The 26,295-nt window shown below is 61.1% G+C and carries 17 protein-coding genes; 10 read left to right on the forward strand and 7 right to left on the reverse strand.

Translation table 11 applies throughout. The features are described from left to right. The first annotated feature begins 306 nt into the window (after positions 1-306). From ACOVQ0_RS11475 to ACOVQ0_RS11485, 3 genes are read left to right on the forward strand one after another with little or no spacing between them, the layout of a single operon-like run. A complete protein-coding gene (locus tag ACOVQ0_RS11475; RefSeq protein ID WP_421884484.1) occupies positions 307-963 on the forward strand; it encodes an ImuA family protein in 657 nt (218 codons plus the stop codon). After that, the gene (locus ACOVQ0_RS11480; RefSeq protein WP_421884488.1) at positions 863-2,419 is read left to right on the forward strand and encodes a Y-family DNA polymerase; all 1,557 of its coding nucleotides are present in this window, start codon (positions 863-865) and stop codon (positions 2,417-2,419) included. The genes ACOVQ0_RS11475 and ACOVQ0_RS11480 overlap by 101 nt, the downstream gene beginning before the upstream one ends. Then, positions 2,416-5,652: an error-prone DNA polymerase gene (locus ACOVQ0_RS11485; protein ID WP_421884491.1), complete on the forward strand. Its 3,237-nt coding sequence runs from the start codon at positions 2,416-2,418 to the stop codon at positions 5,650-5,652. Before ACOVQ0_RS11480 ends, ACOVQ0_RS11485 begins: the two co-directional genes overlap by 4 nt. A 198-nt stretch (positions 5,653-5,850) precedes the next feature. On the opposite strand, the gene ACOVQ0_RS11490 is transcribed toward ACOVQ0_RS11485, so the two are convergent. Next, positions 5,851-8,205, reverse strand: a complete 2,355-nt coding sequence (locus ACOVQ0_RS11490) for a TonB-dependent receptor (RefSeq protein WP_421884494.1) — start codon at positions 8,203-8,205, stop codon at positions 5,851-5,853. A gap of 150 nt (positions 8,206-8,355) precedes the next feature. Between ACOVQ0_RS11490 and ACOVQ0_RS11495 the strand changes: the two genes are divergently transcribed. From ACOVQ0_RS11495 to ACOVQ0_RS11525, 7 genes are all read left to right on the forward strand, one after another. Continuing rightward, the gene (locus tag ACOVQ0_RS11495) at positions 8,356-8,973 is read left to right on the forward strand and encodes a TetR/AcrR family transcriptional regulator (protein ID WP_421884497.1); all 618 of its coding nucleotides are present in this window, start codon (positions 8,356-8,358) and stop codon (positions 8,971-8,973) included. A 44-nt stretch (positions 8,974-9,017) separates the two neighbouring features. Further along, entirely contained in the window at positions 9,018-9,926 is a 909-nt protein-coding gene (locus ACOVQ0_RS11500; RefSeq protein WP_421884500.1) for a LysR family transcriptional regulator, read from the forward strand. Positions 9,927-10,016: 90 nt separating this feature from the next. Further along, a complete protein-coding gene (locus ACOVQ0_RS11505) occupies positions 10,017-11,336 on the forward strand; it encodes a CitMHS family transporter (RefSeq protein WP_421884503.1) in 1,320 nt (439 codons plus the stop codon). Then, the gene (locus ACOVQ0_RS11510; protein ID WP_421884506.1) at positions 11,333-12,676 is read left to right on the forward strand and encodes an acyclic terpene utilization AtuA family protein; all 1,344 of its coding nucleotides are present in this window, start codon (positions 11,333-11,335) and stop codon (positions 12,674-12,676) included. Before ACOVQ0_RS11505 ends, ACOVQ0_RS11510 begins: the two co-directional genes overlap by 4 nt. A gap of 1 nt (position 12,677) precedes the next feature. Then, positions 12,678-12,992, forward strand: a complete 315-nt coding sequence (locus ACOVQ0_RS11515) for an AtuA-related protein (protein WP_421884510.1) — start codon at positions 12,678-12,680, stop codon at positions 12,990-12,992. 44 nt (positions 12,993-13,036) lie between these two features. After that, positions 13,037-14,977, forward strand: coding sequence for an alpha/beta hydrolase domain-containing protein (locus tag ACOVQ0_RS11520; protein WP_421884513.1), 1,941 nt, complete (start codon positions 13,037-13,039; stop codon positions 14,975-14,977). A 196-nt stretch (positions 14,978-15,173) separates the two neighbouring features. Beyond that, positions 15,174-17,984 carry a TonB-dependent receptor plug domain-containing protein gene (locus tag ACOVQ0_RS11525; protein WP_421884515.1) on the forward strand — a complete coding sequence of 937 codons (2,811 nt, stop codon included), beginning with the start codon at positions 15,174-15,176 and terminating at the stop codon, positions 17,982-17,984. 49 nt (positions 17,985-18,033) lie between these two features. On the opposite strand, the gene ACOVQ0_RS11530 is transcribed toward ACOVQ0_RS11525, so the two are convergent. From ACOVQ0_RS11530 to ACOVQ0_RS11555, 6 genes are all read right to left on the reverse strand, one after another. Next, positions 18,034-19,518: a glycerol kinase gene (locus ACOVQ0_RS11530; protein WP_421884517.1), complete on the reverse strand. Its 1,485-nt coding sequence runs from the start codon at positions 19,516-19,518 to the stop codon at positions 18,034-18,036. Continuing rightward, positions 19,515-21,011, reverse strand: coding sequence for a glycerol-3-phosphate dehydrogenase (gene glpD, locus ACOVQ0_RS11535; protein ID WP_421884520.1), 1,497 nt, complete (start codon positions 21,009-21,011; stop codon positions 19,515-19,517). Before glpD ends, ACOVQ0_RS11530 begins: the two co-directional genes overlap by 4 nt. A gap of 13 nt (positions 21,012-21,024) precedes the next feature. After that, entirely contained in the window at positions 21,025-22,113 is a 1,089-nt protein-coding gene (locus ACOVQ0_RS11540) for an LLM class flavin-dependent oxidoreductase (RefSeq protein ID WP_421884522.1), read from the reverse strand. A 106-nt stretch (positions 22,114-22,219) separates the two neighbouring features. Beyond that, complete coding sequence (locus tag ACOVQ0_RS11545) at positions 22,220-23,134, reverse strand: aldo/keto reductase (RefSeq protein ID WP_421884525.1); 915 nt, start codon at positions 23,132-23,134, stop codon at positions 22,220-22,222. Next, positions 23,131-24,144, reverse strand: coding sequence for a LacI family DNA-binding transcriptional regulator (locus tag ACOVQ0_RS11550; RefSeq protein ID WP_421884528.1), 1,014 nt, complete (start codon positions 24,142-24,144; stop codon positions 23,131-23,133). The genes ACOVQ0_RS11545 and ACOVQ0_RS11550 overlap by 4 nt, the downstream gene beginning before the upstream one ends. Continuing rightward, positions 24,141-26,150 (reverse strand): alpha-glucosidase, encoded by a 2,010-nt coding sequence (locus ACOVQ0_RS11555; RefSeq protein WP_421884531.1) that lies wholly within the window; start codon positions 26,148-26,150, stop codon positions 24,141-24,143. Before ACOVQ0_RS11555 ends, ACOVQ0_RS11550 begins: the two co-directional genes overlap by 4 nt. Positions 26,151-26,295: the final 145 nt, after the last annotated feature.

Consider the following 26,295-nt stretch of genomic DNA (forward strand, 5'->3'; position numbering starts at 1 on the left):
AGCGCGAGACTTCTAATCTTGAGGCAGCAGGTTCGAGTCCTGCCGGGCGCGCCACTTCCGAACAAAAGAAATGTTTGCCCGGTTCGCGCGCCTTTTGTCGCGTAAGAACCTAGCATCAGCCTGACACGGGTCGGATCGCACCGGAACGACCGCTTGATCTCACCCCATATAAGAACATAAAGTGAACAAATGCGAATCACTCCTGCCCTTCTGCACGAAAGCGCGAAGCCGGTTGCCCTGACGCGCCGGGCGTTTGGCGTTGCGTCTCTCGATACAGCGTTGGGGGGTGGGTTAGCTCGGGGATGTGTGCACGAAATTTATGCGGCAGAGACAGATGATGAGCCAACCGCAGCAGGTTTCGGCGTGGCGCTGGCAACAGTTCTGACCACAACCGAGGGCCGGGTTCTGTGGCTGAGAGCACAGCGCGCGGTGCGACTGGGCGGGGTAGCGCAGGCCAATGGCTGGGCCGAACTAGGAGGTACGCCGGGACTTGCACTCGTGGGCGTAGTCGCTGACGCAATGTCTCTGCTCCGTACTGCGGTTGATGCCTTGCGCTGCCCGACGCTGGGCGCAGTCATGGTAGAAGGCTGGGGAGCAATGCGTGAGCTGGACCTGACCGCCAGCCGCCGTCTTGCTTTGGCCGCCGAGAAATCGGGCGTGCCGCTGTTACTGCTACGTTTCGATGCCGCGCCCGTACCCAGCGCAGCGCAGACCCGCTGGCAGGTTGCCGCTGCGCCTTCAAGCGCGCTGCCGGACAATGCACCGGGCTTGCCGACCTTTGATGTGACCTTGCTGCGCCAGCGATCAGGCCCCTGCGGGCTAGGCTGGCGCCTGGAGTGGGACCGTGACCAACGTATGTTCCGTGAAACGGCGCCATCTGGCGCTGTGGTTTCCCCTGCTTCCCACCGACCGGCTGCGGCTGGAAGGGCGGGAAGCGGGAGCGATGAGCGATGGGTCGCCTGACGCGCCTCTGGCCATCGTGGGAAAGGTCAAAGGCGCACTTCGTTTGCGGGCTGTCGATGCTCACGCCAGTGCACTGGGCATTGCGCCTGGCCAGACGCTAGCTGACGCACGCGCGTTGCATCCTGATCTTGCCGTGGCCGATGTGGACGAGGAAGCTGACCGTCATTGTTTGAAAAGGTTGGCCGAACAGTGCCTGAGCTGGTCACCGCGCATCGCCCTTGCCCCGCCCGATGGGATAACGCTGGATATTACCGGCAGCGAACACCTGTTTGGCGGCGAGACAGGCCTTGTCGCACAGATCGAGGATACCTTCATCGCTATCGGGATGAATGTGCGCATGGCTGTGGCCGCTACCGCGCAAGGAGCGCAAGCGTTGGCACGCTACGCCCCCTTGCCCGTGACGGAGGAGCGACAGGCATTGCACGCATTGCCCGTACTGGCACTGGGGCTGGATGATGAAGCGGAGACGACCTTGCGCCGCGCGGGGTTGAAAACCATCGGAAATCTGGCAACGCGCCCGGCGGCCAGCATCGCCGCACGCTTTGGTGCAGGCACAGTTACAGCATTGCGCCGCCTTTTGGGCGAGGAACATGCCCCCGTTGACCCTCTGGTTCACCCTGAACCACTTCATTTTGAACACCGCTTTTCCGAACCAGTGGCGCTTCAGGCCAGCATAGCCGCCTGCTTCCTCGATCTGCTGCGTGAAGCCGCTCGAAAACTCGAGGAACGTGGCCTTGGCGGACGGCGTTTCGTGCTGACACTGTTCCGCAGCGATGGCGCGCGGCATAGGCTGGCGATAGAAACCGGTTTGCCTACGCGCGATCCTGCCCCCGTATTGCGCCTGTTTGATGAGCGAATTGCGACGCTGGCCGACCCTCTTGATCCTGGCTTTGGCTATGATCGGATCACACTGTTCCTGCCCGTCACCGAACCGCTTGTGGCAAGCCAGCCTGCGCTTGACGGCGAAGAGCAGGTCAATGCGGCATTGGCTGAGCTGATTGATAGGCTGAGCACACGGTTGGGGCCGACCAGTCTATGCTGCCTGTTGCCACAAGACAGCCATATTCCTGAACAAAGCCAACTAGCCTTGCCTGTCATCCACGCTCGCGACCCCGTGCGCTGGCCAACGCCACCTGTGGGTGAACCACCAATGCGCCCACTGTTCCTGTTTGATCCACCACAGCCGGTGGAAGTCATCGCCGAAGTGCCCGACGGTCCGCCCCATCGTTTCCGCTGGCGACGCAAACTGCATGAGGTGCGGCTTTATGAAGGGCCAGAGCGGATCGCTCCAGAATGGTGGCGACGCAAAGGCGGCGAAAATCCCGGAAAAGGCGGACTGACGCGCGATTATTACCGGATCGAGGACATTCGTGGACGGCGTTACTGGATATTTCGACACGGACTTTACGAAGAGCTTCAGAAGCCAAAATGGTATCTGCACGGGTTATTTGCATGAACGGCACTCTGCCCTTTGCCGAACTTGTCGCTGCCACCAACTACAGTTTTCTGCGTGGTGCTTCGCATCCTGCGCAAATGGTGGCACGCGCGCATCATCTCGGCATGTCGGGGATCGGCATTGCCGATCGCAATACCGTGGCGGGCGTGGTGCGCGCGCATATAGCCTGGAGGGAACTCGGCGAACAAGAAAGTGGGTTACAGTTGGCAGTGGGCGCGCGACTGGTGTTTGCAGACGGGACGCCGGACATCGTCGCTTATCCCGCTACTCGCCACGGCTGGGGGCGGCTCACACGGCTGTTGACACTAGGAAATCGGCGCGCCGAAAAAGGCGATTGCACGCTATATCTGCACGATCTGCTGGATCATGCCGAGGATCTGCTGCTGATCGTCACCGGCAACGATCAGGCTGTCCTGAAACGGTTGGCCGAAGCGCGCCCCGGTGCCGTATGGCTTGCCGTCACGATGCGGCGTGACGGGACAGATGCGCGACAGTTGGCGCAAATGCAGGCGCTGGGCAGGGCCTGCGGTACACCGCTGCTCGCCACATGTGATGCGCTTTACGATCACCCCGATGTGCGGCCTTTGCACGATGTTCTGACCTGCATCCGTGAGGGCACGACCATTGCCACAGCCGGGCAATGTTTGCTTGCCAACGCGGAACGCCACTTGAAGCCGCCTGCTGAAATGGCACGCCTGTTCCGCGCCTGCCCTGAAGCTATTGCAGCAACTATCGAGTTGCTTTCGCATATCGCCTTCACTCTCAAGGATCTGCACTACGAATATCCACATGAACCAGTGCCGGAAGGCTGGGAGCCGCAGGACTGGCTGGAACACCTGGTTCAAGAGGGAGGCCTTGCGCATTTTCCCGAAGGCTTGCCCCAAAACTATTGTGCTGTGTTGAGCGAGGAATTCCGCCTGATCCGTGGCAAGAACTACGCACCTTACTTCCTCACTGTACACGATATAGTGCACCATGCCCGTAGCCTTGATCCGCCGATCCTGTGTCAGGGACGCGGCAGTGCGGCGAATTCGCTGGTCTGCTATTTCCTTGGCATCACTCCCATCGATCCAGTGCATGAAAAGCTGCTGTTTTCACGCTTCCTGTCTGAAGAACGCGATGAACCGCCCGACATCGACGTGGACTTCGAGCATGAACGCCGCGAGGAGATCATGCAGTACATTTATGCCCGCTATGGCCGCGAGCGAGCAGGCATTGCCGCCACAGTCATCCATTACCGCCCAAGAAGCGCGCTTCGGGAGGTTGGCAAGGCGCTGGGCCTGACAGAGGATGTAACCGCGCGTCTTGCTTCGACCATCTGGGGCAACTGGGGAAATAACGTGCCCGAGGCGCGCGTCGAAGAGGCTGGGCTGGACATTGCCAACCCGGCAGTTGCCCGGCTGAAGACGCTGGTCGACCAAGTGCTGACTTTTCCGCGTCACCTGTCGCAGCACGTTGGGGGTTTCGTGCTGACCGAGACGCGCCTTGATGAACTCGTGCCGATCCACAACGCAGCCATGCCAGACCGCACCTTCATCGAATGGGACAAAGACGATATCGACGCACTGGGGTTGATGAAGGTCGATGTGCTCGCCCTGGGTATGCTCACCGCGATCCGCAAAAGTTTTGATCTTCTGCGTGCACATCAGGGGATCGACCTGACGCTGGCCACAGTCCCGCGAGAGGACAAAGCTACATATATCATGCTTCAACGAGGCGATTCCATCGGCACATTTCAGGTCGAAAGTCGCGCGCAGATTGCCATGCTGCCCCGGATCAAACCCAAGAAGCTTTACGATCTGGTCATTCAGGTCGCCATCGTCCGGCCCGGTCCGATTCAGGGTGGCATGGTCCATCCCTATCTCAGGCGGCGAAATCGGGAGGAAACAGTCGTGTTTCCCAGTCCCGCCCATCCGCACGACAAAAACGAGTTGTGCGAAGTTTTAGGGAAAACGCTGGGCGTGCCATTGTTTCAGGAACAAGCCATGAAGCTGGCCATCGTCGCTGCCGATTTTACGCCATCACAAGCAGATGGTTTGCGACGCGCGATGGCGACTTTCCGCCATCACGGGACAGTACACAATTACGAAGATCTGCTGATCGATGGCATGGTGCGACGCGGCTATGAGCGCGATTTCGCCGAACGGTGCTATCAGCAGATCAAGGGATTTGGCGAATACGGCTTTCCCGAAAGCCATGCGCAGGCCTTTGCGTGGCTGGCCTATGTCTCGTCATGGCTGAAATGCTGTCATCCGGCAGTGTTTACCTGCGCACTGCTCAACAGCCAACCGATGGGCTTCTATGCTCCTGCACAACTTGTCCGAGATGCGCAGGAGCATGGCGTGGATGTACGCGCGGTGGACGTAAACGCCAGCGGTTGGGACTGCACGCTGGAACGCCCGGCAAACGGCTCGCTGGCATTGCGGTTGGGCTTTTCCCGCATCGATGGCTTCCGTCAGGACTGGGCCGAAACCACAGTGCAGGCCCGTCAGACGGGCACCTTCGCCTCAATCGAAGATCTCGCTCGCCGCGCAGCGCTGCCACCTGCTGCTTTGCGCAAGCTGGCCGACGCCGATGCATTCGGCATACTGGCAGGATCACGCCGCGATGCCTTGTGGGATGTACGCCGCACCCCACCGACACAATTGCCGCTGTTTGCGAGCGCCGCCGCTCCCGAGCTTGGCCAGGAAGTGGATGCACGCCTTCCCACGATGTCACTGGCCGAGGAGGTTGTCGCCGATTATCAGACCACGCGCCTTTCCTTGAAAGGCCATCCGATGCAGTTCCTGCGCACAACCCTGATCCGTGAAGGCGTTTTATCGTGCGTCGATGCGAACGCCCTGCCCGATGGCCGCAAGGCGCGTGTTGCCGGTGTCGTGCTCACCCGCCAGCGCCCCGGTAAGGGTAACGCGGTTTTCATCACGATCGAAGACGAAACCGGGATCGTAAATGCGCTGCTATGGGCACGCGATCTCGATAAACAACGCCGCGCCGTCATGGCTGCGCGCCTTATGCTGATCGAAGGTGAAATACAGAAAAGTAATGAAGGGGTAGTGCACCTTATGGCCACTAAGGTGATAGACCGCACGGCAATGCTTGAACATCTAGCCGATCAGGAACGCCTATCGCCGCCAATTTCACGCAACGACGAAATTCATCATCCTCAGCGCCCTCGCGTGCACAGTCACCCACGTGACGTCAGGATTCTGCCAAGATCGCGCGATTTCCATTGAAGCCTTGCTCATGCAGCGAAAGTGACTGCCGTTCTGGGCTATGCAGCCCCAAGGCAAGCTTTGTGACGAGCATTACGCTGCCAACCGATGGCGGCTTTATCGCGCACTGACAGCAACGGGCTTGCCCATGTCGGGAGAAAATATCGGCAACGTTGCAAATGAAAAGCCGGGGCGGATCTCGCCCCGGCTTTTGAGTTTTCAGTAGCGCAAGGACAGCGACAGACCGAACGATCTGACGGAATCGAGGCCGAAGACCTGTCCGTATGATCCGATCCCATCGTTTTCTTCGCCAGCATCCAACGAGATGCTTTGCGGGACGTGTTCGTTGGTGCAGTTCTTGCAGAACAGGCTTGCCTGCAGAGTGTTGCCCAGCTTCACGCCAATGTTCGCGCCAAAGGTATCGACCGAACGGAAGAAGCCGCCCGGTGCGCCGTTGAGGATGTAGTTCACCGAGGAGCGGTGATACCAGTTACCCTGAAGGAACGGCACAACATCGCCGCTGACCGGCAGGTCGTATGTCGCCTGAACGGTGGAGGTAAACTTCGGTGAAACCGGAAGCCTCAGCCCCGCAGCGTCGAACGTTCCAGACGTTGCGCAACTTGGCGTCGTCTGACCGGAATAGCACTGCGCGCCGGGGAAGCTCTGGAACTTGGCGTCAAGGAACGACATGCCGCCGTTGATCGAAAGCCCGGATATGGGACGTGCGGTAAAGCCTACTTCGACGCCCTGCGTCTTCACCTTTGCCGCATTCTGAACCACGAAGGTCTGCAACGCGGTATCAAGCGACTGCACCTGATAATCATCAAAAATGGTGCGATAGAACGAGACGTTGAGCGTCAGTTTGCGATCAAAGAAAGCGGTCTTGATGCCAAGTTCGGTCGTATTCGAAATTTCGGGACGGATTGCAGGGACGAATGCCGTGCCGTTTGTGCCGACGATGCTGGTATCGTTGAACCCCGGCCCCTTGTAGCCCCTGCCCTGGAAGCCAAACAGCAGGATATCCGGTGTAGCCTGATACTGCGCACCCAGCTTCCAGCTGAAATTGTTGGTATCGAAGGCTTCACGGTAACGCCCGTTCGGGCCTGAAAGCGTCACGAAATAGTTGCGACGGCCATGCGTGAGGTCGAGACGGATTTCGTCGCGCGTGTAGCGCCCACCGGCAATCAGCTTGAGACCTTGGGTCAATTCATACGTCAACTGACCGAATGCGGCATAGCTTTGCGTGTCGAGCACGAAATCCGTATCGCGACCGATAAAGAAGCTGTTGCTGACCGAGCAGGTTCCCGGAGGTGCGCCGGGCGTGGCCACCGCGCCGACGCAGAACGGGTATTGCGGAAGCAGGAACGGCGGGAAGCCGAGGTTTCCGAAGATATCGCTGGACTGGTCAAGCGTCGACTTGAAGTAAAACAGCCCGGCCTGGCCGCTGAGCGGCGCATCGACGGGAAGCGCAACACGCAGTTCGTTGGAGTACTGATCATAGCGTGCCGTGGTCGCATTGACGTTGACCTGCTCGACCGGGAGGTAATCGACATCGAGGCTCTGGTTATTGGAATAATAGCGCCATGCGAAGATGTTCGACAGTTCCAGCCCTGAATCGAGTTTGTAGCTGATCGCCGCCTGTGCACCGCCGGTTTCGATATCGCGGAAGGCACCGCCATCGCCAGAGAGCAGGAAGTTCTCCGGCCCTGCGGTGCCGCCAGTGCTTTCGTAAATGTCCTTGCGCGTGCTGCCTGCACCGAAGGATCGCCAGGTCCGGTCAAAGAATGCGCCCGCACCCGTCAGCTTGTTGTAATCCCCGATGACATAGAGCGACAGGGCATCGCTGGCTTCAAGCAGGTATTTGCCCTTGAGCTGCACGTTCCGACGGTTCAGGTCATCGCGACGCCCCCGCGCGACGCTGTCGATGCGTGTTACCGGCGGCTCCTGATACCCATAGAGCGCATTGATGCGCAGGGCAGAGTTTGCGGTAACAGGGATATTCAGAACCTGGCGTGCGATAATGCCTGGCGCCTCGCGATCTGCTCCGGGCGTTTCGCGGAAAGTCACTTCAATGTCGCTGCCGCCCGAAAACTCGCCAATGCGCGGGCGAGCGGTCACGATGTTAAGCAAACCGGCAGAGGCATTCTTGCCGAAAAGCAGGCCTTGCGGGCCGTTGAGCACTTCAACTCGCTCAATGTCCATGAGCAGCGGAGCGCCCAGCACCGGACGGCCCAGGTTCACCTCGTCGATCGCCAGCGCCACGCTTGAATCGATGGTTCCGGCAAAGGCCAGCGTGCCGACCCCGCGAACGGAAAAACTGGCATCTGTCCCGATCTGCAGGCTGGGCGCAGCCTGAGCGACACCGACAAGATCGTTGATCTGGCGAGTGCGCAGTTCATCAGATCCGACGGCAGTAAGGCTGACAGGGATTTTCTGGATGCTTTCGCTGCGACGCTGCGCAGTGACGACAATCTCACCAACGCCTTCTTCGCCCGCGTCGCTGCCATCCTGCGCAAAAGCGGGCATGGCAATCGCTGCAGCGCTTGCACCAAGAATGAATTTCCACGCCTTCATGCTTCTCTCCCTGCAGTTTGTATGAACTGGCGGGCGCTCTACCATCATAAAACATACATTCAAGCATGAATGTTATTACTGCACCTTGAACAATTTGGTGTATGCGTGGATTAGATCAGGGGCATTGAGCATCGGGGTGTGGGGCAGAGCGTGAAGAAACGTCGGACGCAGGAAGAAAGAACAGCTGAGACAAGGGCCGCGCTGCTGAACGCAACGGTTTCTGCCATTCACGAGCTTGGCTATGCTGCAGTAACCACCGCGATCATTTCCGAACGCGCGGGCGTGTCACGCGGAGCATTCCTCCATCATTTTCACACGAGGGCAGAACTGATGGCTGCCGTCGTCAGAATGGTCTTTGATGACGAAATGATGCGATATGAAGAGATCGTGCAAGCGCCAGAAATGGATCGTCTGTTTGAATGGCCAAGGATTCTCTGGTCGGTCCTGTCCCGGCCTGCCGGTATCGCCGTGCTTGAAATCCTGCAGGCAGCCCGAAGCGATCCTGATCTGGCCCAGATGGTCGGCCCGACGCAAAAAGCAGCCGAGGAAGGCGCGCTGGCCAAGATGCGCGAGGCCTATGGCGGTGACGAGGAAACAGCGCGTTCGGTCAAACGGCTGATGGTCTGGGCCGTTCGCGGCCTTACGCTTTCAGATATGATCGTGCCCGACAGGCAAGCGACGCTTGGCGCAGTCAACTTGCTGGCCAACTTATTGAAGGCGGCTGCACCGGATGGATCAGTAGCGCCGCTTAAGCCTTTCACCATGTGATAGGGGTTTAGCCGAGAACGATCACGATCAGGGAGATGAACATAATGGCCCGGTCACCCAGCATGTCGAGCCTTCGCCTGTTCCTTCTGGTGGCGCGGACATGCAGCTTCAGTGAAACGGCGCGCATCGCCAACCTCTCGCAACCCGCGCTCAGCCGCACGATCAAGCTGCTTGAGGAAGACCTTGGCGTTCGGCTGTTCGATCGCAATTCGCGCAATGTCATGCTGACCGATGCAGGCGCGGCGCTGGTGCCCATCGTGGAGCGCCTGACATCGGACTTCGATCTCGCCTTTCGCGAACTGGATCAGACGTTCAGTGGGGAACGCGGACGTGTGGTCGTAGGCGCGCTGCCATCGGTCGCGGCGGATTTCCTGCCCAAGGCGATCGCACGATTCCTGCAAGCCCGTTCACGGGTGGAAGTGATCGTGCGGGAAAACCTGACAGGCGGGTTACTGCAGAACCTGCAGGACCGTTCGATCGACATTTCCATCACGATCCCGCCCACGGGCACATCGGCCATCCGCTTTGAACCGATGTTCGAGGACGAATACGTGCTGGTGTGCAGGCCCGGCGACCTTGCCGCCATTCCCGATCCTGCACCGTGGCATGTCTTCACACAATATCCCTTCGTCGCGATGGAGCCGCGCAGTAGCGTGCGCATGATGACCGACAGCCTGTTCGCAGCGGCAGGCATTGATGCAACGGCCCGCTTCGAATGCACGCAACTGGCCACCGTGGGCGGGCTGATTGGTGAAGGTCTGGGCATTTCGCTGCTGCCCAAGTCCACCCTGCCGCTGATGGCAGTGGGAAAGCAGATTTCATGGCGAACCACGCAAGCCCCGATCGCATCGCGCACCATCGGCATCTGCACGCTGGCCGAACGCACGCTGGCTCCGGCGGCGGAAGCCTTCAGACGATTGCTGTTGGAAATGGCCGTCGATGCAAAATTCTGATCAATCGATCAGGTAACTCTAATTGTTGGATTGATACGCTTGCGGCATGAACCGCAATGATAGGCGCTTCAGCCACGGGAGAGGGTTAGAATGCTGGTTGTGGTTGCGATGGCAACGCTGTTGCTCCTGCTTGCGGCAATCCTGTCGAACCGCGTGTCGCCGCTGGTTGCGCTGATCCTCATTCCCAGCCTTGCCGCCGTGGTTCTGGGACAGGCTGGGGCAATTCCCGATCATGTGATCAAGGGCATCGGACAGATCGCCCCGATTGCGGGAATGTTTGTCTTCGCCATCCTTTTCTTCGGCATCATGACTGATGTGGGCCTGCTGGCCCCTCTGGTTGGCGGGATACTGAAACTGGTAGGACGGCGACCTTCGCGGATCACAGTGGGCACGGCAGCACTGGCCCTGCTGATTCATCTTGATGGCTCTGGCGCGGTTTGCTTCCTTGTCACCATCCCGGCGCTGCGCCCGCTTTATGACGAACTGGGCATGGACCGCCGCGTGCTGGCCTGCACCGCATCGATGGCGGCAGGCGTGAACTTTCTGCCGTGGACCGGGCCAACAGTGCGGGCTGCGGCTTCGCTCAAACTCTCTGTCAGCGAGATTTTCACACCGCTTGTATGGGTGCAGCTCGTGGGTCTGGCCTTCGTATTCGCAGCCTCATGGTATCTCGGCCACCGTGAAGAGCGGCGTCTGGGATTGCGCGCTGCAGAAGGCGGAAATGGCGCGGAACATCCCAACGCGCTGGCTGCCATCGCCGCACCCCACGGCGGCGACCCTGCCAATCTGCGCCCCCACCTGTTCGCAGCCAACCTGCTGCTGACACTGGCGGTCATCGCACTCATGGTCAGCGGCGTGGCCGAACCCGTGGTGGTGTTCATGCTGGGGACGGCGCTGGCGCTGGCGCTCAATTATCCGGCTCCGGCCCAGCAGCGCGCGCGGATAGAAGCCCATGCGCCTGCTGCGATGCTGATGGTGGGCGTGCTACTGGCCGCGGGGGCATTTACCGGCATTTTCAATGGCACCGGCATGATCAAGGCCTTGGCCGGTGCCAGTGTGGCGCTGGTGCCCGAAAGTTTCGGGCCGCATATCCCGGTGATCCTTGCCAGCGTGGCCATGCCGCTCAGCCTCGTGTTCGATCCCGACAGCTTCTATTTTGGCGTATTGCCGGTGATTGCTGAAGTGGCCGGGCATTATGGTGTAGCCCCGGTCAAGGTGGCACAGGCAGCGCTGCTGGGGCAGATGACCACCGGCTTCCCTGTCAGCCCCCTCACCCCGGCGACCTTCCTTGTTGCTGGCCTCAGCGGCATCGAGCTTGGCGCACACCAGCGCTTTTCGATCCCGTGGCTTTTTGCCGCATCGCTGGTGATGACTGGCGCTGCCGTTCTTTTCGGAGTTTTCGCAGCATGATCGGGCGGCGCATCCGCATCGGTTCGGGAGCTGGCTTTTCGGGCGACCGGATCGAACCGGCAATCGAACTTCTGGAACATGGCCAGCTCGATTATCTTGCCTTCGAATGTCTTGCCGAACGGACCATCGGCCTTGCGCAGGCCGCGCGGCAGATCGATCCTGCTGGCGGTTTCGACCCGCTACTGGATGCAAGGATGCGCGCCGCCATGCCAATCGCCCGGCAAAACGGCGTGGGCATTATCAGCAATATGGGCGCGGCAAATCCGCTGGCGGCGGCACGCACCACCACGCAAATCGCGCGCGAACTGGGACTGACGGGTTATCGGACCGCAGCCGTGCTGGGCGATGATGTGCTCGATCTTATCATGGCGCAGGATTTTCCGCTGATCGACCGAGACGGCACCAGCAGGGATCTGGGCAATGCGGTGGTTTCGGCCAATGCCTACCTCGGCGTGGACGGCATCGTAACCGCGCTGGGCATGGGCGCTGACGCAGTGCTAACGGGCCGGGTCTGCGATCCTGCGCTGTTCCTCGCCCCGTTGGTCCACGCCTTTGGCTGGTCGATGGACGATTGGGACAAGCTGGGGCAAGGCACGATGATCGGACACCTGCTGGAATGCGCAGGTCAATTGTGCGGAGGCTACTTTGCCGATCCCGGCGTAAAAGATATCCCGGATTTGGCCCGACTTGGGTTCCCTTTTGCTGACGTGGACGAAAACGGACGCGCCACTTTCGGCAAACTGGAAAGGTCCGGCGGCGCGTTGACGGAAGCAACTTGCAAAGAACAACTGCTCTACGAGATCCTTGATCCCGCTGCTTATCTGCAGGCCGATGTCGTTGCCGATTTCACCGGCGTTCGCATTGCCGCACAGGGCCGTGATCGCGTCGAAGTCATCGGCGCTACGGGAACCCCGCGCCCTGATACGCTGAAGGTTTCCATCTGCTATGAAGACGGTTTCATCGGCGAAGGACAGATTTCCTATGCCGGACCGGGCGCGGTGGAGCGCGGCAGACTGGCACTGGATATCGTGCGCGAACGACTGCGGATACGCGGTATGGATGTCGGCGCGATGCAGTTCGACCTGATCGGAATCGACGCTGTGGATCGCCGAGCAGTTGCTGATACCAGTCCCCCGCGTGAAGTGCGCGTCCGCGTGGCAGGCCGGGCCGATACGCTGCACCACGCGGAAAGTATCGGTGCCGAGGTTGACGCACTTTACACCAACGGTCCGATGGGTGGCGGCGGAGTAAGCCGCACGGCGCGCAAGGTGCTGGCCGTGGCATCGACGTTGATTGATCGCGATCTGGCGCAGCCCCGTGTTGAAATCGAGGTAGCCTGACATGATCCTTCGCGACATCGCCCACGTGCGTACTGGCGACAAGGGTGACACATCACAGATCGCCATCTTTGCCTGGCGGGCAGAGGACTATCCACTGCTGGCGCGAACGGTCACCGCTGAACGCATCAGCGAGCACTTGCCGCGCCTTGTCTGCCGCCGGATCGAACGGTTCGAATTGCCCGGTCTGCACGCACTGAATTTCGTACTGGAAGGCGCGCTGGCCGGTGGGGTCACGCGCTCGCTCGCGCTTGATCCGCACGGCAAGACTCTTGGTGCCCAACTTCTCGACATGCCTATCCCCGGAGAATGCCTGTGACCGTGAACCGTAATCGCGCAGTTGCGCTTGCCGGGTTATCGGCAATGGCACTGATGCTTCCGGGCAGCGCGGTGGCCAAGGTTAGCCGTGTCATTGTCGATACGGTGATCGCTGCCGAAAAGGTGCCCGGCGCACCGGATTACGAAATCGTTTCCGGCCATTTCGAAGGTACGCTCGATCCGCGTCTTCCCGGCAACTCGGTGATCACCGATATCAGCCATGCGCCGCGCGATGAAAAAGGGCTGGTTCCCTACAGCGCGACCTTTCGCCTCGCGCGCCCCGTCGATCCCGCGAAGGCAAGCGGCGTGCTGTTCTATGACGTGCCCAATCGCGGCAACTTCATGATCGGTGCCGATGCCGATGGCCACGTGCGGCTGGTCAGCGGATGGCAGGGCGATCTGCCCGCCGATGCGGGGTTGCAGACGGCTACTGTCCCTGTGGCGAAGGGCAAGGCTGGCAAGCCGCTGACCGGGCCGGTGCTGGTGCGCTTTCAGGATGTGCCCTCAGGCACTCGCAGCGTGGACATCACCGGCAGCATCGGCCGCCCCACACCCCGACCAGCGCCCGTTTCGCTCGATACGCGCAAGGCCGGATTGTTCTACCAGACGGCGGGCAGCGCCGTGCGGCACCCAATGCCCGCGCGGGATTGGGCTTTTGCCGACTGCACCAACATACCATTCCCCGGGACACCCGATCCCCACAAACTCTGCTTGCGCTATGGGTTCGATCCAGCGCGCGCCTATTCGCTGGTCTACACCGGGAAAGACCCGCTGGTACTCGGCATCGGCTTTGCCGCCACGCGCGATCTGGTTGCCCGTCTGCGCAACGCACCGGATGACGTGGCGGGGGCTGTGCGATGGACGGTTGCCAGCGGCACGTCGCAATCAGGCAACTTCCTCAAGAGCTTCGTCAACCTTGGGTTCAATGCGGATGAAGCTGGCCATATCGTGTTTGACGGGATCAATCCCAACATTGCCGCGCGGCAAGTGCCGCTCAACCTCAGGTTCGGCGTGCCGGGCGGCGCGGCGCGCGCCTTTGAACCGGGCAGCGAAGGCACGCTTTGGTGGTCGCCTTATAACGACAAGGTGCGCGGCCTTGGCACGACCAGCCTGCTGGACCGTTGCACCATCAGCAACACGTGCCCCAAGGTAATAGAGACGTTCGGCTCGGCAGAGTTCTGGGGCCTGCGCATGGCGCCCGGCCTGATCGGCACCGACGCCGCCCAGGATGTGCCGCTGCCTGCCAACGTGCGCCGCTATTACTTTCCCAGCGTTACGCATGGCGGATCATGGACCGGCGGCTTCAAACCAGCGGGCGATGGCGCGGTCCCGGGGTGCAGACTGCCGGGCAATCCCAACCCATCACTGGAAAGCCTGCGCGCGGCCCAGGCGATGTTGGTGGATTGGGTGCGCAGCGGTGCCGAACCAAAGCCCAGCGCATATCCCACCATTGCGGGCGGCGATCTGGTGAAGGCAGATGCGCAGGCGATGGGCTGGCCCCAAGTGCCCGGCACGCCTGACCCCGCACGAATGCTGAACGTCATGCCGAATTACAACTTCGGCAAAGGATTACGTCACCGCGACGTGAGCGGCGTGCTGACAGCATTGCCGCCAAAGCAGCTCGGCACAATCCCGCAACTGGTCCCGCGTGTGAACGCTGACGGAAACGAGACATCGGGTATCGCTTCGGTTCAGTTACAGGTTCCGCTTGGAACTTACCTTGGCTGGAACGAGGCAACGACGGGCTTTGACGCAGGGGGCGGATGCAGCTTCATAGGCGGCTTCGTTCCATTCGCGCGCACCCTTGCCAGCCGGCAGGCCACGGGCGATTCGCGTCTTTCGCTGGAAGAGCGCTACGGTAATCACGCGGGCTTCGTCGCACGAGTGCGGCAAGCGGTAGCGCAACAACAGGCAGCGGGCTGGCTCTTGCCGCGCGATGCCGAACGGCTGTTGCAACAGGCCGAAGACAGCACCGTGCTTCGCTGAAAGCAGATCAATAGCAATTCCTGATCAATCGATCAGAAACTTATATTTCCTTGCTTGAACAAGCTGAGGCAAGGTCTTTTTCGAGGATTGCAGGAAGGGTTATATCTCATCGACGCCGCATGGCGCCGATCGCGGACCGGGCGCAGGGGCGCTCGCGGACGCTCCCTTCGTGCATCGTTTAACGGGAGGGAACGTCATGTCCGTAACACCGAACGCCAGCCTTCGCCTGCGGTTTTCCGGTATATCCGCGCTCGCGCTGGTTGCCGCCACTGCTGGCCCTGCCTTTGCGCAGAGCGTCGACGGGGCAGGTGCCGAAGCGCCCCCAAAGGCCGAAGAAATCATCGTAACCGGCACCTATCTCGGCAATGTGCGGCAGGAAGACCGTGCCTCGCCGGTTCTGTCGGTTGACAGCAAGGCCTTGCAGCGCACCGGCGTTACGTCGCTGGGCGATCTTACCCGCTTCATTCCCCAGAACGTGGGCAGCGTTGGCGGGATGCAGGATTTGGCCAAGGGCGGCGCCGATACGCGCGATACCCGCTCGGTCAATCTGCGTGGCCTTGGTAGCGGCTCCACGCTGGTCCTGCTCAACAACCGCCGCGTCACACCACAGGGTGGTGATGATTTCGTCAACCTCAACAGCCTGACGCCCGACATAGCGATCAACCGCGTCGAAACTGTGCTCGACGGCGCATCATCGACATATGGTGCCGATGCCGTGGCAGGGGTGTTCAACGTGATCACCAACACTACATTCCAAGGCGCGCGCATTTCGGCGCAATATACCGGGATCGACAAATCGAACTCGTGGAACGTGCAGGCGATGGTCGGCATCGGCAACGATACCTTCCATTCGGTCACCTCAGCGTCCTATCGCTTTACCGACAATCTGCAGAACGCAGATCGCGATATCACGAACTTCTTCAATCCCTCGGGCGCGGGCTTTCCCGGTCGCTACACGCTGATCGGCCGCCCGACGACCGCCAGCGGCGGCAACGTGGTTATCAACGGCAACGACTATACCGCACTGTTCGATTCCAAGGCCGTGGGCGGTCGCCTGACCGTGGTTGATCCGAACTGCGGCAAGGCAGGCACGGAAAGCACCTATATCCCCACGACCGGCGCAACGTTCGGCCTTGGCAACTGTGCGTTCAACTTCCAGCCCCAGAATCCAATCCGCCCGCGTTCGAAAAGCGTGAACATCCACAACGACACCACGATCGAGATCGCACCCGATCACACGCTGTTTGCCGAGTTCAGCTACTATCATCAGGATTCGCAGCGTTTTGGCGTGCCGTCCTATGCCCAGAACGCCGGCAACGCGACGATGCCCGCCAGCAACCCCTATAACCCGTTCGGCGTCCCGATCGTGTTCTTCGGGCGGGCCATCGGCGCCGAGGGATTCCCCGGCGGCTACGACCATCGTGTCATGCGCGATACCGTGAACCAGCAGCACTATGTCGTCGGCGCACGGGGCAAGCTCGTATCCGATTGGAAGTACACCGCCAACGTATCCTACTCCGCCTCGCACACCGTCGCGCGGGACAAGGATACGGACATGAATCTGTTCCAGGCCGCGCTGAACGGCTTTGGCGGGCCGAACTGCAATTACCTGTTCAACGGAGCGGGTGGCGGTGCCGTGGCGGGAAGCGGGAGTTGCCTCTATTACAGCCCACTGCAGACCGATCTTTCCAAGATGGACCCGTCGCTGATCCACAACCTGCAGACCGACGTCTATTTCAATTTCAAGCGCGAATATTACCTAGCCGAAGCGGTGGTGAACGGCACGCTGGCCAATATCAACGGGCATGAACTGGCGGTGGCTATCGGCGGGCAGTACCGCCGCGAAAAGTCGTCCTCGCAGTATTCCGACCTGCTGCTCAGCGGTTTCGGGGGCTTTCTTGGCAAGCGCCTGAATACCGAGTTCACGCGCACGGTGAAGAGCGCGTTTATCGAGGCCAACTATGAAGTGATAGACGGGCTGAACGTCAACGCAGCGGCACGTTATGAAGACTACGGCGGATTCAACACCACCACGCCCAAGGCTGCGGTCAACTGGCGCATCATTCCCGAAGTCAGCCTGCGCGGATCGATCAGCCGGGCGTTTCAGGCCCCGACCATCGCAAATGGCGCGGCCAGCCTGATCTCAACCGGGGTGGGCAACGTTACAGATCCTACGACCACGCCACCCGACACCACGTTCCGCACGATACAGACCTTTGGCAACCCCAACCTGAAGCCGCAAACTGCCGACGTCTTCAATATCGGCGGCACACTGTTGCCAATGTCGCGCGCGCGCATCTCGCTGGATTACTGGCACTACAAGTACAACAACCAGATCCAGTTGCAGAGCGCGCAGGCAGTGGTCAATGCTGCACCACGCGGCCCGGCAGTGATCCGCGATTCCAGTGGCAACATTCAGGCGGTGCAGGTAACCTCGTTCAACGCGCCCAGCGGCACGGCAACCTCCGGCCTCGATTTCGCAGCTTCCATCGGCTTCGACATTGGTGAAGTGGGCGTCACGGTGCGTGACAACCTGACCTACCTTCTCAAATACGATATCGATATCGGCTCGACCACACCGGGTGCAAAATCGATCGTTTATAACGGCGTGGGCTTCCGCAACCAGTTCGTCCAATCACCGCTGTCGTCAGCCGCAGCACCGCGCTGGCGCAGTGTTGCGGGTGTCGATCTGGAATACGGGAAGCACACCCTGTCAGGCACCTGGCGCTACACTTCCGGCGTGATCGATGATCAGGGCATCGCGCTGAACACCAGCGGCACCGGATCGGTCATCCCGGCCACCGCCACGACGAAGATCAAATCGTTCTCGGTGTTCGATCTGCAATACGCGCTGCGCTTCGGCACCGACGACCGCTTCGATTTCACACTGGGCATGATCAACGCCTTCAACACCGCACCCGGTTTTGCCCGGTTCAACGGCTATCTGCCGACGATTGCCGATCCGTTCGGCAGGCAGGTCTATGCAAGGGTCGGCGCGCGGTTCTAAACGCACTGTAAGGCGGGTCAGCGTCGAAAGCGCTGGCCCGCCGTTTCTTTCAAAGATGCCGCCCCAGCGCAGCGCGCCATGTTTCAAGCCTTGCTGCGCGCGCGATTGCATCCATCGCCGGTTCAAAGACGGCGCGCGGCGGGATCATCCCCTTGGCCGCTTCAAGATCAGGATAAATGCCTGCGCCGATGGCGGCAAGAATTGCTGCGCCTCGCGCGGTGGTTTCCACATCGGCGGGACGTTCGCAATGCAGGTTCAGCATATTGGCAATGTCCTGCGCCAGCCAGTCGTTGGCGCTCATTCCGCCATCGAGCCGCAGTAGCGACCAGCCCGCGCCATCGGCAGCAAAAGCACTGGCGAGATCGTGGAAGACATGGCCGATTGATTCCAGCCCCGCACGGACGATGTGCGCACGGGTGGCGGCAAAGCTCAGGCCGGTGATGCTTCCTCGCGCATCGGCCAACCAGTAGGGCGCGCCCAGCCCCGAAAGCGCCGGGACCACGACCACGCCCGCACTGTCTGGCACCGATGCCGCCATAGCTTCGCTATCAGCCGCATTATCCAGCAGGCCCACACTATCGCGCATCCATTTGACAAGACTTCCGGCCACGAAGACCGAACCTTCCAGCGCGAACATCCGCTCGCCATTGACCTCGCTCAGCACCGTGCCGAGCAGGCGGTGCGTGGAACGCGGCGGGCGCGTGCCCATGTTGGACAGGATGAAGGCCCCGGTGCCCAGCGTCGCCTTGGCCTCGCCCACGGCAAAGCAGCCCTGCCCGATGGTCGCCGCCTGCTGGTCCCCCGCAAGGCCGGTGATCGGAATCGGCGCGCCGAACAGATCTGCACGGGTTTCGCCAAAAAGCCCTGCGCTGGGCACGATTTCAGGCAGCGCAGAGCCGGGCACACCAAACAGGTCGCACAAGCCTTCGTCCCAACCCTGTCCAGTCAATGCCATGAGCATGGTGCGACTGGCATTGGTCACATCGGAGATATGCAACCCACCGGTAAGATTCCACACCAACCAGGACTCCACAGTGCCGAACGCCAGACGCGGACCGAGCGCCGCAGCTTCGGACACGTTTTCCAGAATCCACGCCATCTTGCTGGCCGAAAAATAGGGATCGAGCAGCAGCCCGGTAGCTGCCTGAACAGTGGCCTCATGCCCTGCCTCGCGCAGAGCACGACAGCGCTCCTCGGTGCGGCGGTCCTGCCAAACAAGGGCGCGGGTGATGGGCTGGCCCGTCTCGCGATCCCAAGCCACCACCGTTTCACGCTGGTTTGTCACGCCAATGGCAGCGATGCGCGACGGTCCGCCTGCCCGCTCCACCATCGCGCGCGCGCAACGCAGGGTGCGCTCCCAGATTTCGCCAGCGTCATGTTCAACCAGACCGGGCGCGGGATAGTGTTGGGTCAGTTCCTCCTGCGCAGAGGCGAGAACTTCACCGCCTGCGCCATAGAGGATCGCGCGCGTGGACGTGGTGCCTTCGTCGAGAACGAGGATGCAGCGCCGATCGGTCGGGGTGGCGTCAGTCATTGCGCGGTAAATCCTCCCATAACGCAACGCAGGCGTTCCTGCTGCTGCTCTGACAGGCGCAGGCCCAGTTTGGTGCGCCGCCATAGAATATCGTCTGCCTCATGCACCCATTCGCGCGCAATCAGATAGCGTACTTCACGCTCCGTCAGACCGTGGCCGAAATGCTCGCCACAATCGGCAAGGCTTTGCGCATCACCCAGCACCGTGGTCGCCAGAGTGCCATAAGCGTGGAGCAGGCGCGCGGCCCAAGCGGGTTCCAGGAAAGGATAGCGCGCCTGAAGATCGGCAATGCGCTGGTCCACTTCTCCCACGCCAAAATCGCCGCCCGGCAGCGGTTGGCGATCAGTCCAGTGCGCGCCTGCCAGCGCCGGAATACGCTCGCCCATGCGGTCCACCGCCTCTTCCGAAAGCGTGCGGAACGTGGTGATCTTGCCACCGAAAACCGAAAGGATCGGCGCGCCTTCAGACCTTTCGCTCACTTCGAAGCGATAGCCGCGCGTGGCCGTCTCCGGCTTGCCCGATCCATCGTCCACCAGCGGGCGCACACCGGAATAGGTCCAGACGACATCGGCGGGCGTCACCGCCTTGGCAAAGAACCGGCTTGCTCCTTCGCAGAGATATTCGATCTCCTCTGCGCTGGCGACGATGGGCTGACCTGCAACGTGATCCCGATCGGTCGTGCCGATCAGGGTGAAATCGTTTTCGTAGGGAATGGCAAAGAAGATGCGTCCGTCAGGAAGCTGGAAGATATAAGGATACTGGTGATCGAACAGCCTGGGCACCACGATGTGCGAACCGCGCACAAGGCGGATCGATTGGGTGTGCTCTTCTCCGCTGCGATCCAGAATGGACAGGACGGAAGGCCCCGCGGCATTGATGATCGAACGGGCGCGAAAAGTGCCCTGCGCGGTGTCGATCCGCCAAACTTCGCCTTCACGCTCCAGCTTTTCCACCGGACAGCGCGTGCGCACATCAGCACCCCTGTTCGCCGCATCGCGAGCATTCAGCACCACCAGTCGGGCATCGTCCACCCAGCCATCGGAATAGACGAAGCCGTGAACGAACTCGCTTTTCAACGGCTTGCCTGCCGTATGGCGGTCCAGCCTGATCGTCTCGGTCGCAGGCAGCAGCTTGCGCTTGCCAAGGTGATCGTAAAGGAACAATCCAAGCCGCAGCAGCCAGCGTGGGCGCAGACCCTGCACCCACGGCAGAACGAAGCGCATCGGCCAGATGATGTGCGGCGCAATGGCCCAAAGCTTCTCTCGCTCGCCCAAAGCCTCGCGCACAAGGCCGAACTCGTAATGTTCGAGATAGCGTAGGCCGCCGTGAATCAGCTTGCTGGAATTGGACGAGGTGCCGCTGGCAAGGTCGTGCGCTTCCAGCAGCAGCACTTTCGCGCCCCGCCCCGCAGCATCGCGGGCAATTCCGGTGCCGTTGACGCCGCCGCCGATTACGGCAACGTCAAACACAGCTTGATCCACGGCGTCAGGCATCAGATATATTCTCTCAGATATTCAGGGGTCCATGCTGGATATGCGGCAGGACATAGCGGGCAAACATGTCCGCCTCCTGCACATGGGGATAGCCCGACAGAATGAACGCTTCGATCCCTTCGGCCTGATAGGCACGCAGCTTTGCCAACACCTGATCGGGCGTGCCGACGATGGCCGCGCCGCAACCTGACCGCGCACGACCGATGCCGGTCCACAGGTTCTCTTCCACAAAACCATCGCCATCTGCCGCACCGCGCAGTTCCTGCTGGCGTTGCACACCGAAGTTCTTGGCGTCGAGCGACTTCTCGCGGATCGCCTTGCCCGCTTCATCGTCCAGCTTGGACAGAAGGCGGTCGGCATAGGCGCGTGCCTCGTCCTCGGTTTCGCGCACGATCACGTGGACCCGATAACCGAACTTCAGCGTGCGGCCATAGTTGGCAGCGCGCGCCTTCATGTCGGCAATCGTTTCGCGCACCTTGTCCATCGTGTCGGGCCACATCAGGTAGACATCCGATGCTTCGGCAGCACATTCGCGGGCATCGTGGCTGAGGCCGCCAAAATAGAACGCCGGGCATTTGCCCGAAAGCGTCCCCACGCGCGGCGGATCGAGCTTCAGCTTGAAGAACTCGCCCTGGAAATCAAGGTGCTCACCGTTCAGCAGCGTGCGGACGATCTTCATGATCTCGGTCGCACGGGCATAGCGCGGACCGCTGGCGATAGTTTCGCCCGGCATGTCGGACGAGATGATGTTGACGTTCAGCCGCCCTCCGGTTCCTGCCGCATTAGGGCCAAGGATGCGATCAAGCGTGGCGATACGGCGGGCCAGTTGTGGCGGCCAATCCTCGCCCATGCGCGTCGCCCACAGCAGCTTGATCCGGCGGACTTGCGTGGCAACTGCCGCCGCAAACGCCGTCGTATCAAGGCCCAGCTGGTAGCCCGATGGCAGCAGGATGTTGTCAAACCCGCCCTCTTCGGCGCGCAGCACGATGTTGCGGCAATGCTCCCAGCTTGATTGCAGATACTTGTCCGGCACACCGAGGAACTCGTAGTCATCGTCGCACAGCGCCGAGAACCAGGCGATCTCGCAATTCTGTTCAGCCATCTTGCCTCTCCTTCTGCGCGGCGGACGCAAGTCATTACCGGCAAAACCGTCAACCGGTGCCGTCCGCCCTCAATTTGCAATCGTAAACTTCAATACGTTGCGGCTATTACGGGAGCCGCTCACCCCGCGCCGCAACCAGCACGGCGTACCAATCCTGTCGTGTCCACTGCACCTTGAGCGCTTGCGCCCCCTCAGCGATCCGTTCGGCCTTCTGTGATCCGATAATCGGGATGATGCCCGCCGGGTGCGCCATCAGCCACGAATAGGCAGCCACGGTGCGCGAAACACCCTGCGCCTGTGCCACTGCGTCCAGCGCCTCGGCCACGGCCATGTCCCGCGCGCTTTCCGGCGCAGCCAGACGCCCCCCGCCCAGCGGGGACCATGCCATCGGCGTCAGGCCCAGCATCATCGCCTGATCAAGTTCGCCATTCTCGAAACACGTTATACGCAATGGGCTGATTTCGGGCTGCGTCGTTGCCAGCTTTTCGCCAAGGAAGTGATTGAGCGCAGCGATCTGATGTGTGGTGAAATTCGAAACGCCCAGCGCCCGCACTTTGCCCGATGAAACCGCATCATCCAGCACCCGCGCAGTTTCATGCGGATGGGCAAGAATGTCCGGCCGGTGCACCTGCCACAGGTCGATCACGTCAGTTTTCAGGCGACGCAGCGAATCCTCGATGGCCTTGCGCAGATAGTCCGCGCTCTGGTCATAGGGCAGTGGAGGCAGGATGCCGCCTTTCGTTGCCAGCACCATGCGCCCGCGCAATGCCGGTTCAGCAGCCAGAACGTCACCCAGCAGCGCCTCGGCATCGCCAAAACCGGCTGCGCCGTCGAAGCCATAGATGTCAGCCGTATCGAGGAAATTGATCCCCGCATCCAATGCCGCATGGACCAGCTTCGCGGCTTCCGCAGGCGTGCGGCCATCTTCGGCAAGCCGCCACATGCCCCACGCAATGGGCGATACGGCAATCCCGCTTTGGCCAAGGGGGCGGAATTCGGGTGCAAGAGGCAAAAGGCTCATGAAGTGGTCCTGTGTGGCGGTGCGACCGATGCGCGTTCGACGAGGGTATGGGGCAGGCGACGATGCGTGATGTCACCGCCCGCGATGAGAATTTCCGTGGCCGTGCGGGCAAGTTCGGCCATCGGCTGATGAATGGTGGTCAGTGGCGGCCAGACAGTGCGGGCCAGTGTGGTATCGTCAAAACCCGCCACGGAAAGCTGCGCCGGCACGTTCATGCCCCGGTCGTGCGCCACGGCCAGCACGCCTGCCGCCATATCATCGTTCGACGCAAAGATGGCGGTGGGCCGATTGGGTAGTCCCAGCAACGCCACGGCACCACGCGCGCCGGAATCGAAATCGAACTCACCCTCACACACCAGCACCGGATCATAGGGCAAGCCCGCCCGGTCCAGCGCGCGGCGATAGCCGAACAGGCGATCGTCCGAAGCCATGTGGTTCTGGTGGCCCTTGATGAAACCGATGCGGCGGTGCCCGGCATTGATCAGGTGCGTGGTCATGTCATCGGCGGCTTGCGCATCGTCCATGAACACCGAACTGGTCAGCGCATGGTTGGTGCCGGGCGAAATCCGCACAAAGGGAATGTCCATCGCTTCCAACGCGCGCAGCACCGGGTCGCAGTCGGTGACCGGTGATGACAGGATAATGCCGTCGACATGCGTCTCGCTCACCAGCCCGCGCACCTGTTCGCCCACTTGCGGGTCGGCCACGTCTACCGGTTGCGCGAGCAAGCGGATGCTGTTGGCGCGGCAGAAATCCCAGCAGCCAGTCTGAATCTGAAACATGTAATAAGGGCTGTGGTTGTCATAGATCAGAGCGATCTGATTGGATTTCGCGCCCGACAGGATGCGTGCAGCCACGCTCGGGCGAAAATCCAGCGCGCGCATCGCTTCTTCCACGCGGGTCCGGGTGTCGGCACTGACATAGGGATGTCCGTTCAGCACGCGGCTGACCGTTTTTACCGCAACCCCAGCCTTGGCCGCCACGTCCCTGATGTTAGCCCGCTCGCTCATCCTTCCAATGCCCCTATCAAACCTTCGAACAGTGGCGCGAACGCGCTGTTCGGACGGTAGAATACCGGCGGCTGGCCGATCGGGACGGGAATTCTATGCGTGCCAGGTGCGAAGTCTTCACCTGTCCAGCAATGCCGCCAGGCCTCGGTCCCCGGAAGGACGACCTGACGGACCTCAGCCCCTTCCTCGATCACTGGCGCCACCAGCAGGTCCGCACCGTAGAGGAACTGGTCCTTTAGCGTAAAGAGCCCGGCATCGTGCGGATAATGCAGGAACAGCGGGCGCTGTGCAGGCAGGCCATGCTCGCGCGCATCGGCGCACAGATGGCGCACATAGGGCGCAAGATGCGCGTGAACCCGGCTCCAGCGCGCAAAGCAGGCCAGCAGCTCGGGGTTGCTGTCGTATTGCAGGTTGTCGTCTGGCCGGTTGCCTTCGTGGCTGCGCATGACCGGGGCAAACGCCGCCAGTTCGCACCAACGCTCCATCAGTTCACGCGTGCGGATATTGCCGTGGAGCGAAGTGTATCCCCCGCAATCCGAATGGCTGTAGGCATTGCCGACCAGCCCCGCCGAAAGCGCGCCGGTAACAACCGTTCCGATACCATCGTGGCGAGTGAAATCGACCGACTGGTCCCCTGCCCACAACAACGGGCAATGCGCCTGAACGCCCGAGAACCCGGCGCGCATGAAGAACAGCGCATCCCCGGTCTTGCCCCGGCTCTCCAGCGCGCGCGCATTCACTTGCGCCCACAGCACCGGCCAGCGGTTGTGCGCCTCCATCGGATCAGAGCCGTCGGCCAGCGCCAGATCGGTCGGCAGATATTCGCCAAAATCGGCCATCCAGCCGGAAATGCCGATATCGAGCATTTCCTCACCCAGAATGCGCGTGGCAAACCATTCGCGTGTTTCCGCGCGGGTAAAATCGACCACGCCGCAATCGAACTCGCCAAAATCAACGAGATGGACCTCGGCCAAATCCTGCCTCAGACAAAAGTGCCCGCCAGCGCGTGCCTCTTCATAAAGTTCCGCGTCCACCGCGATGTAGGGATTTGCATAGGCAAGAAATCGAATGCCCCGCGCGGCAAGATCGGCAATGCGTTCGCGCAGATCGGGATAGCGCGCCGCACTGCGCGCCCCACTATGCCAATCCCAGAACAGGCGACGGCCAAAGCTGGTTTCGCGAATGCCCGCCCAGTCTTCACACCACAGGCCCGATACGGCTGCGCCTGCTTCGAGGAATTTTTCGAGTCGATCAAAACTGCTGACACCCGATTTCAGCCCGACAATCGCGCCGCCGATCGCCCAATCGGGAAGTTCGGGTTGCCGCCCAAACCGTGTGGAAAGCTGGCTTACCAAACCCTGTGGGCCATTGTCGGCAAACACTTCGAACCGCGCAGACCCGCTCCATACATCAACCCCATGCGCCGCAGGATCAGTGAAATCCAGCACGCTGTAACAACTGGCGTCGAGATGCACCGCCAGCCAGCGCGAAGTGAGAAACGTGGGCTGCGGGTAATTGGTATTCCAGTAGTCGCCACCGGCCATACCTTCGGCGTCCATTCGCTGCGTCAGCTCGGTGGACTTGTCACGCCCTACCCCCGGCTCGCTCGTCCAGATCGGGAAGCTGCGGCCATTCAGCGCAAGGTAGCTCATCTGCTCGCCCCCGCCCCACACACATTCGCCCGGCTCAGCATGAAAGCGCACCTGCAGGCGATCATGCTCGGCCAGCAAGCTGCGAATTTCGAACGTGCCTCCGGTGATGGTCAGCCGGGCAACCGGGCGGTCGCCATCAAGGAATTCGCCCCCATCATCCCTCCCCCGCCAACCCGAAGGCGCAACGACATCGAAAGGAGAATCGGAAATGCGGAAATTGCCGCGATACATCAACACATCGGCCTGCCCCCGCGCCATGACCAGCGCAGGACAATTTGGAACGTGCCGCAGCACCAGTTGATCCCCGAATCGGAGATCGAACCCACCATTTCCGGCTTCGATCCGCAGTTCCAACAGCGTTTTCCTCATCCCGGCGGCTATGCTGTGGCGCTTTGGCCGCAGGCCCTGTCCGTTTTTCTGACACCGCTTGACATATCTGTCCAGCCATAGCAGATCAAGCACCAATCGCGGCCGATCGACGAGGGAGCATGACTACCCT

The organism is Novosphingobium sp. (genome assembly GCF_049240505.1).
In the GTDB taxonomy this organism is placed as follows: domain Bacteria; phylum Pseudomonadota; class Alphaproteobacteria; order Sphingomonadales; family Sphingomonadaceae; genus Novosphingobium.

Coding starts and splice junctions, on each gene's coding strand:
- ACOVQ0_RS11525 (WP_421884515.1), top strand. CDS start 15,174: ATGTCCGTAACACCGAACGCCAGCCTTCGCCTGCGGTTTTCCGGTATA.
- glpD (WP_421884520.1), bottom strand. CDS start 21,011: ATGCCTGACGCCGTGGATCAAGCTGTGTTTGACGTTGCCGTAATCGGC.
- ACOVQ0_RS11505 (WP_421884503.1), top strand. CDS start 10,017: ATGCTGGTTGTGGTTGCGATGGCAACGCTGTTGCTCCTGCTTGCGGCA.
- ACOVQ0_RS11550 (WP_421884528.1), bottom strand. CDS start 24,144: ATGAGCGAGCGGGCTAACATCAGGGACGTGGCGGCCAAGGCTGGGGTT.
- ACOVQ0_RS11540 (WP_421884522.1), bottom strand. CDS start 22,113: ATGGCTGAACAGAATTGCGAGATCGCCTGGTTCTCGGCGCTGTGCGAC.
- ACOVQ0_RS11530 (WP_421884517.1), bottom strand. CDS start 19,518: ATGACTGACGCCACCCCGACCGATCGGCGCTGCATCCTCGTTCTCGAC.
- ACOVQ0_RS11485 (WP_421884491.1), top strand. CDS start 2,416: ATGAACGGCACTCTGCCCTTTGCCGAACTTGTCGCTGCCACCAACTAC.
- ACOVQ0_RS11490 (WP_421884494.1), bottom strand. CDS start 8,205: ATGAAGGCGTGGAAATTCATTCTTGGTGCAAGCGCTGCAGCGATTGCC.
- ACOVQ0_RS11510 (WP_421884506.1), top strand. CDS start 11,333: ATGATCGGGCGGCGCATCCGCATCGGTTCGGGAGCTGGCTTTTCGGGC.
- ACOVQ0_RS11515 (WP_421884510.1), top strand. CDS start 12,678: ATGATCCTTCGCGACATCGCCCACGTGCGTACTGGCGACAAGGGTGAC.
- ACOVQ0_RS11500 (WP_421884500.1), top strand. CDS start 9,018: ATGGCCCGGTCACCCAGCATGTCGAGCCTTCGCCTGTTCCTTCTGGTG.
- ACOVQ0_RS11520 (WP_421884513.1), top strand. CDS start 13,037: ATGGCACTGATGCTTCCGGGCAGCGCGGTGGCCAAGGTTAGCCGTGTC.
- ACOVQ0_RS11545 (WP_421884525.1), bottom strand. CDS start 23,134: ATGAGCCTTTTGCCTCTTGCACCCGAATTCCGCCCCCTTGGCCAAAGC.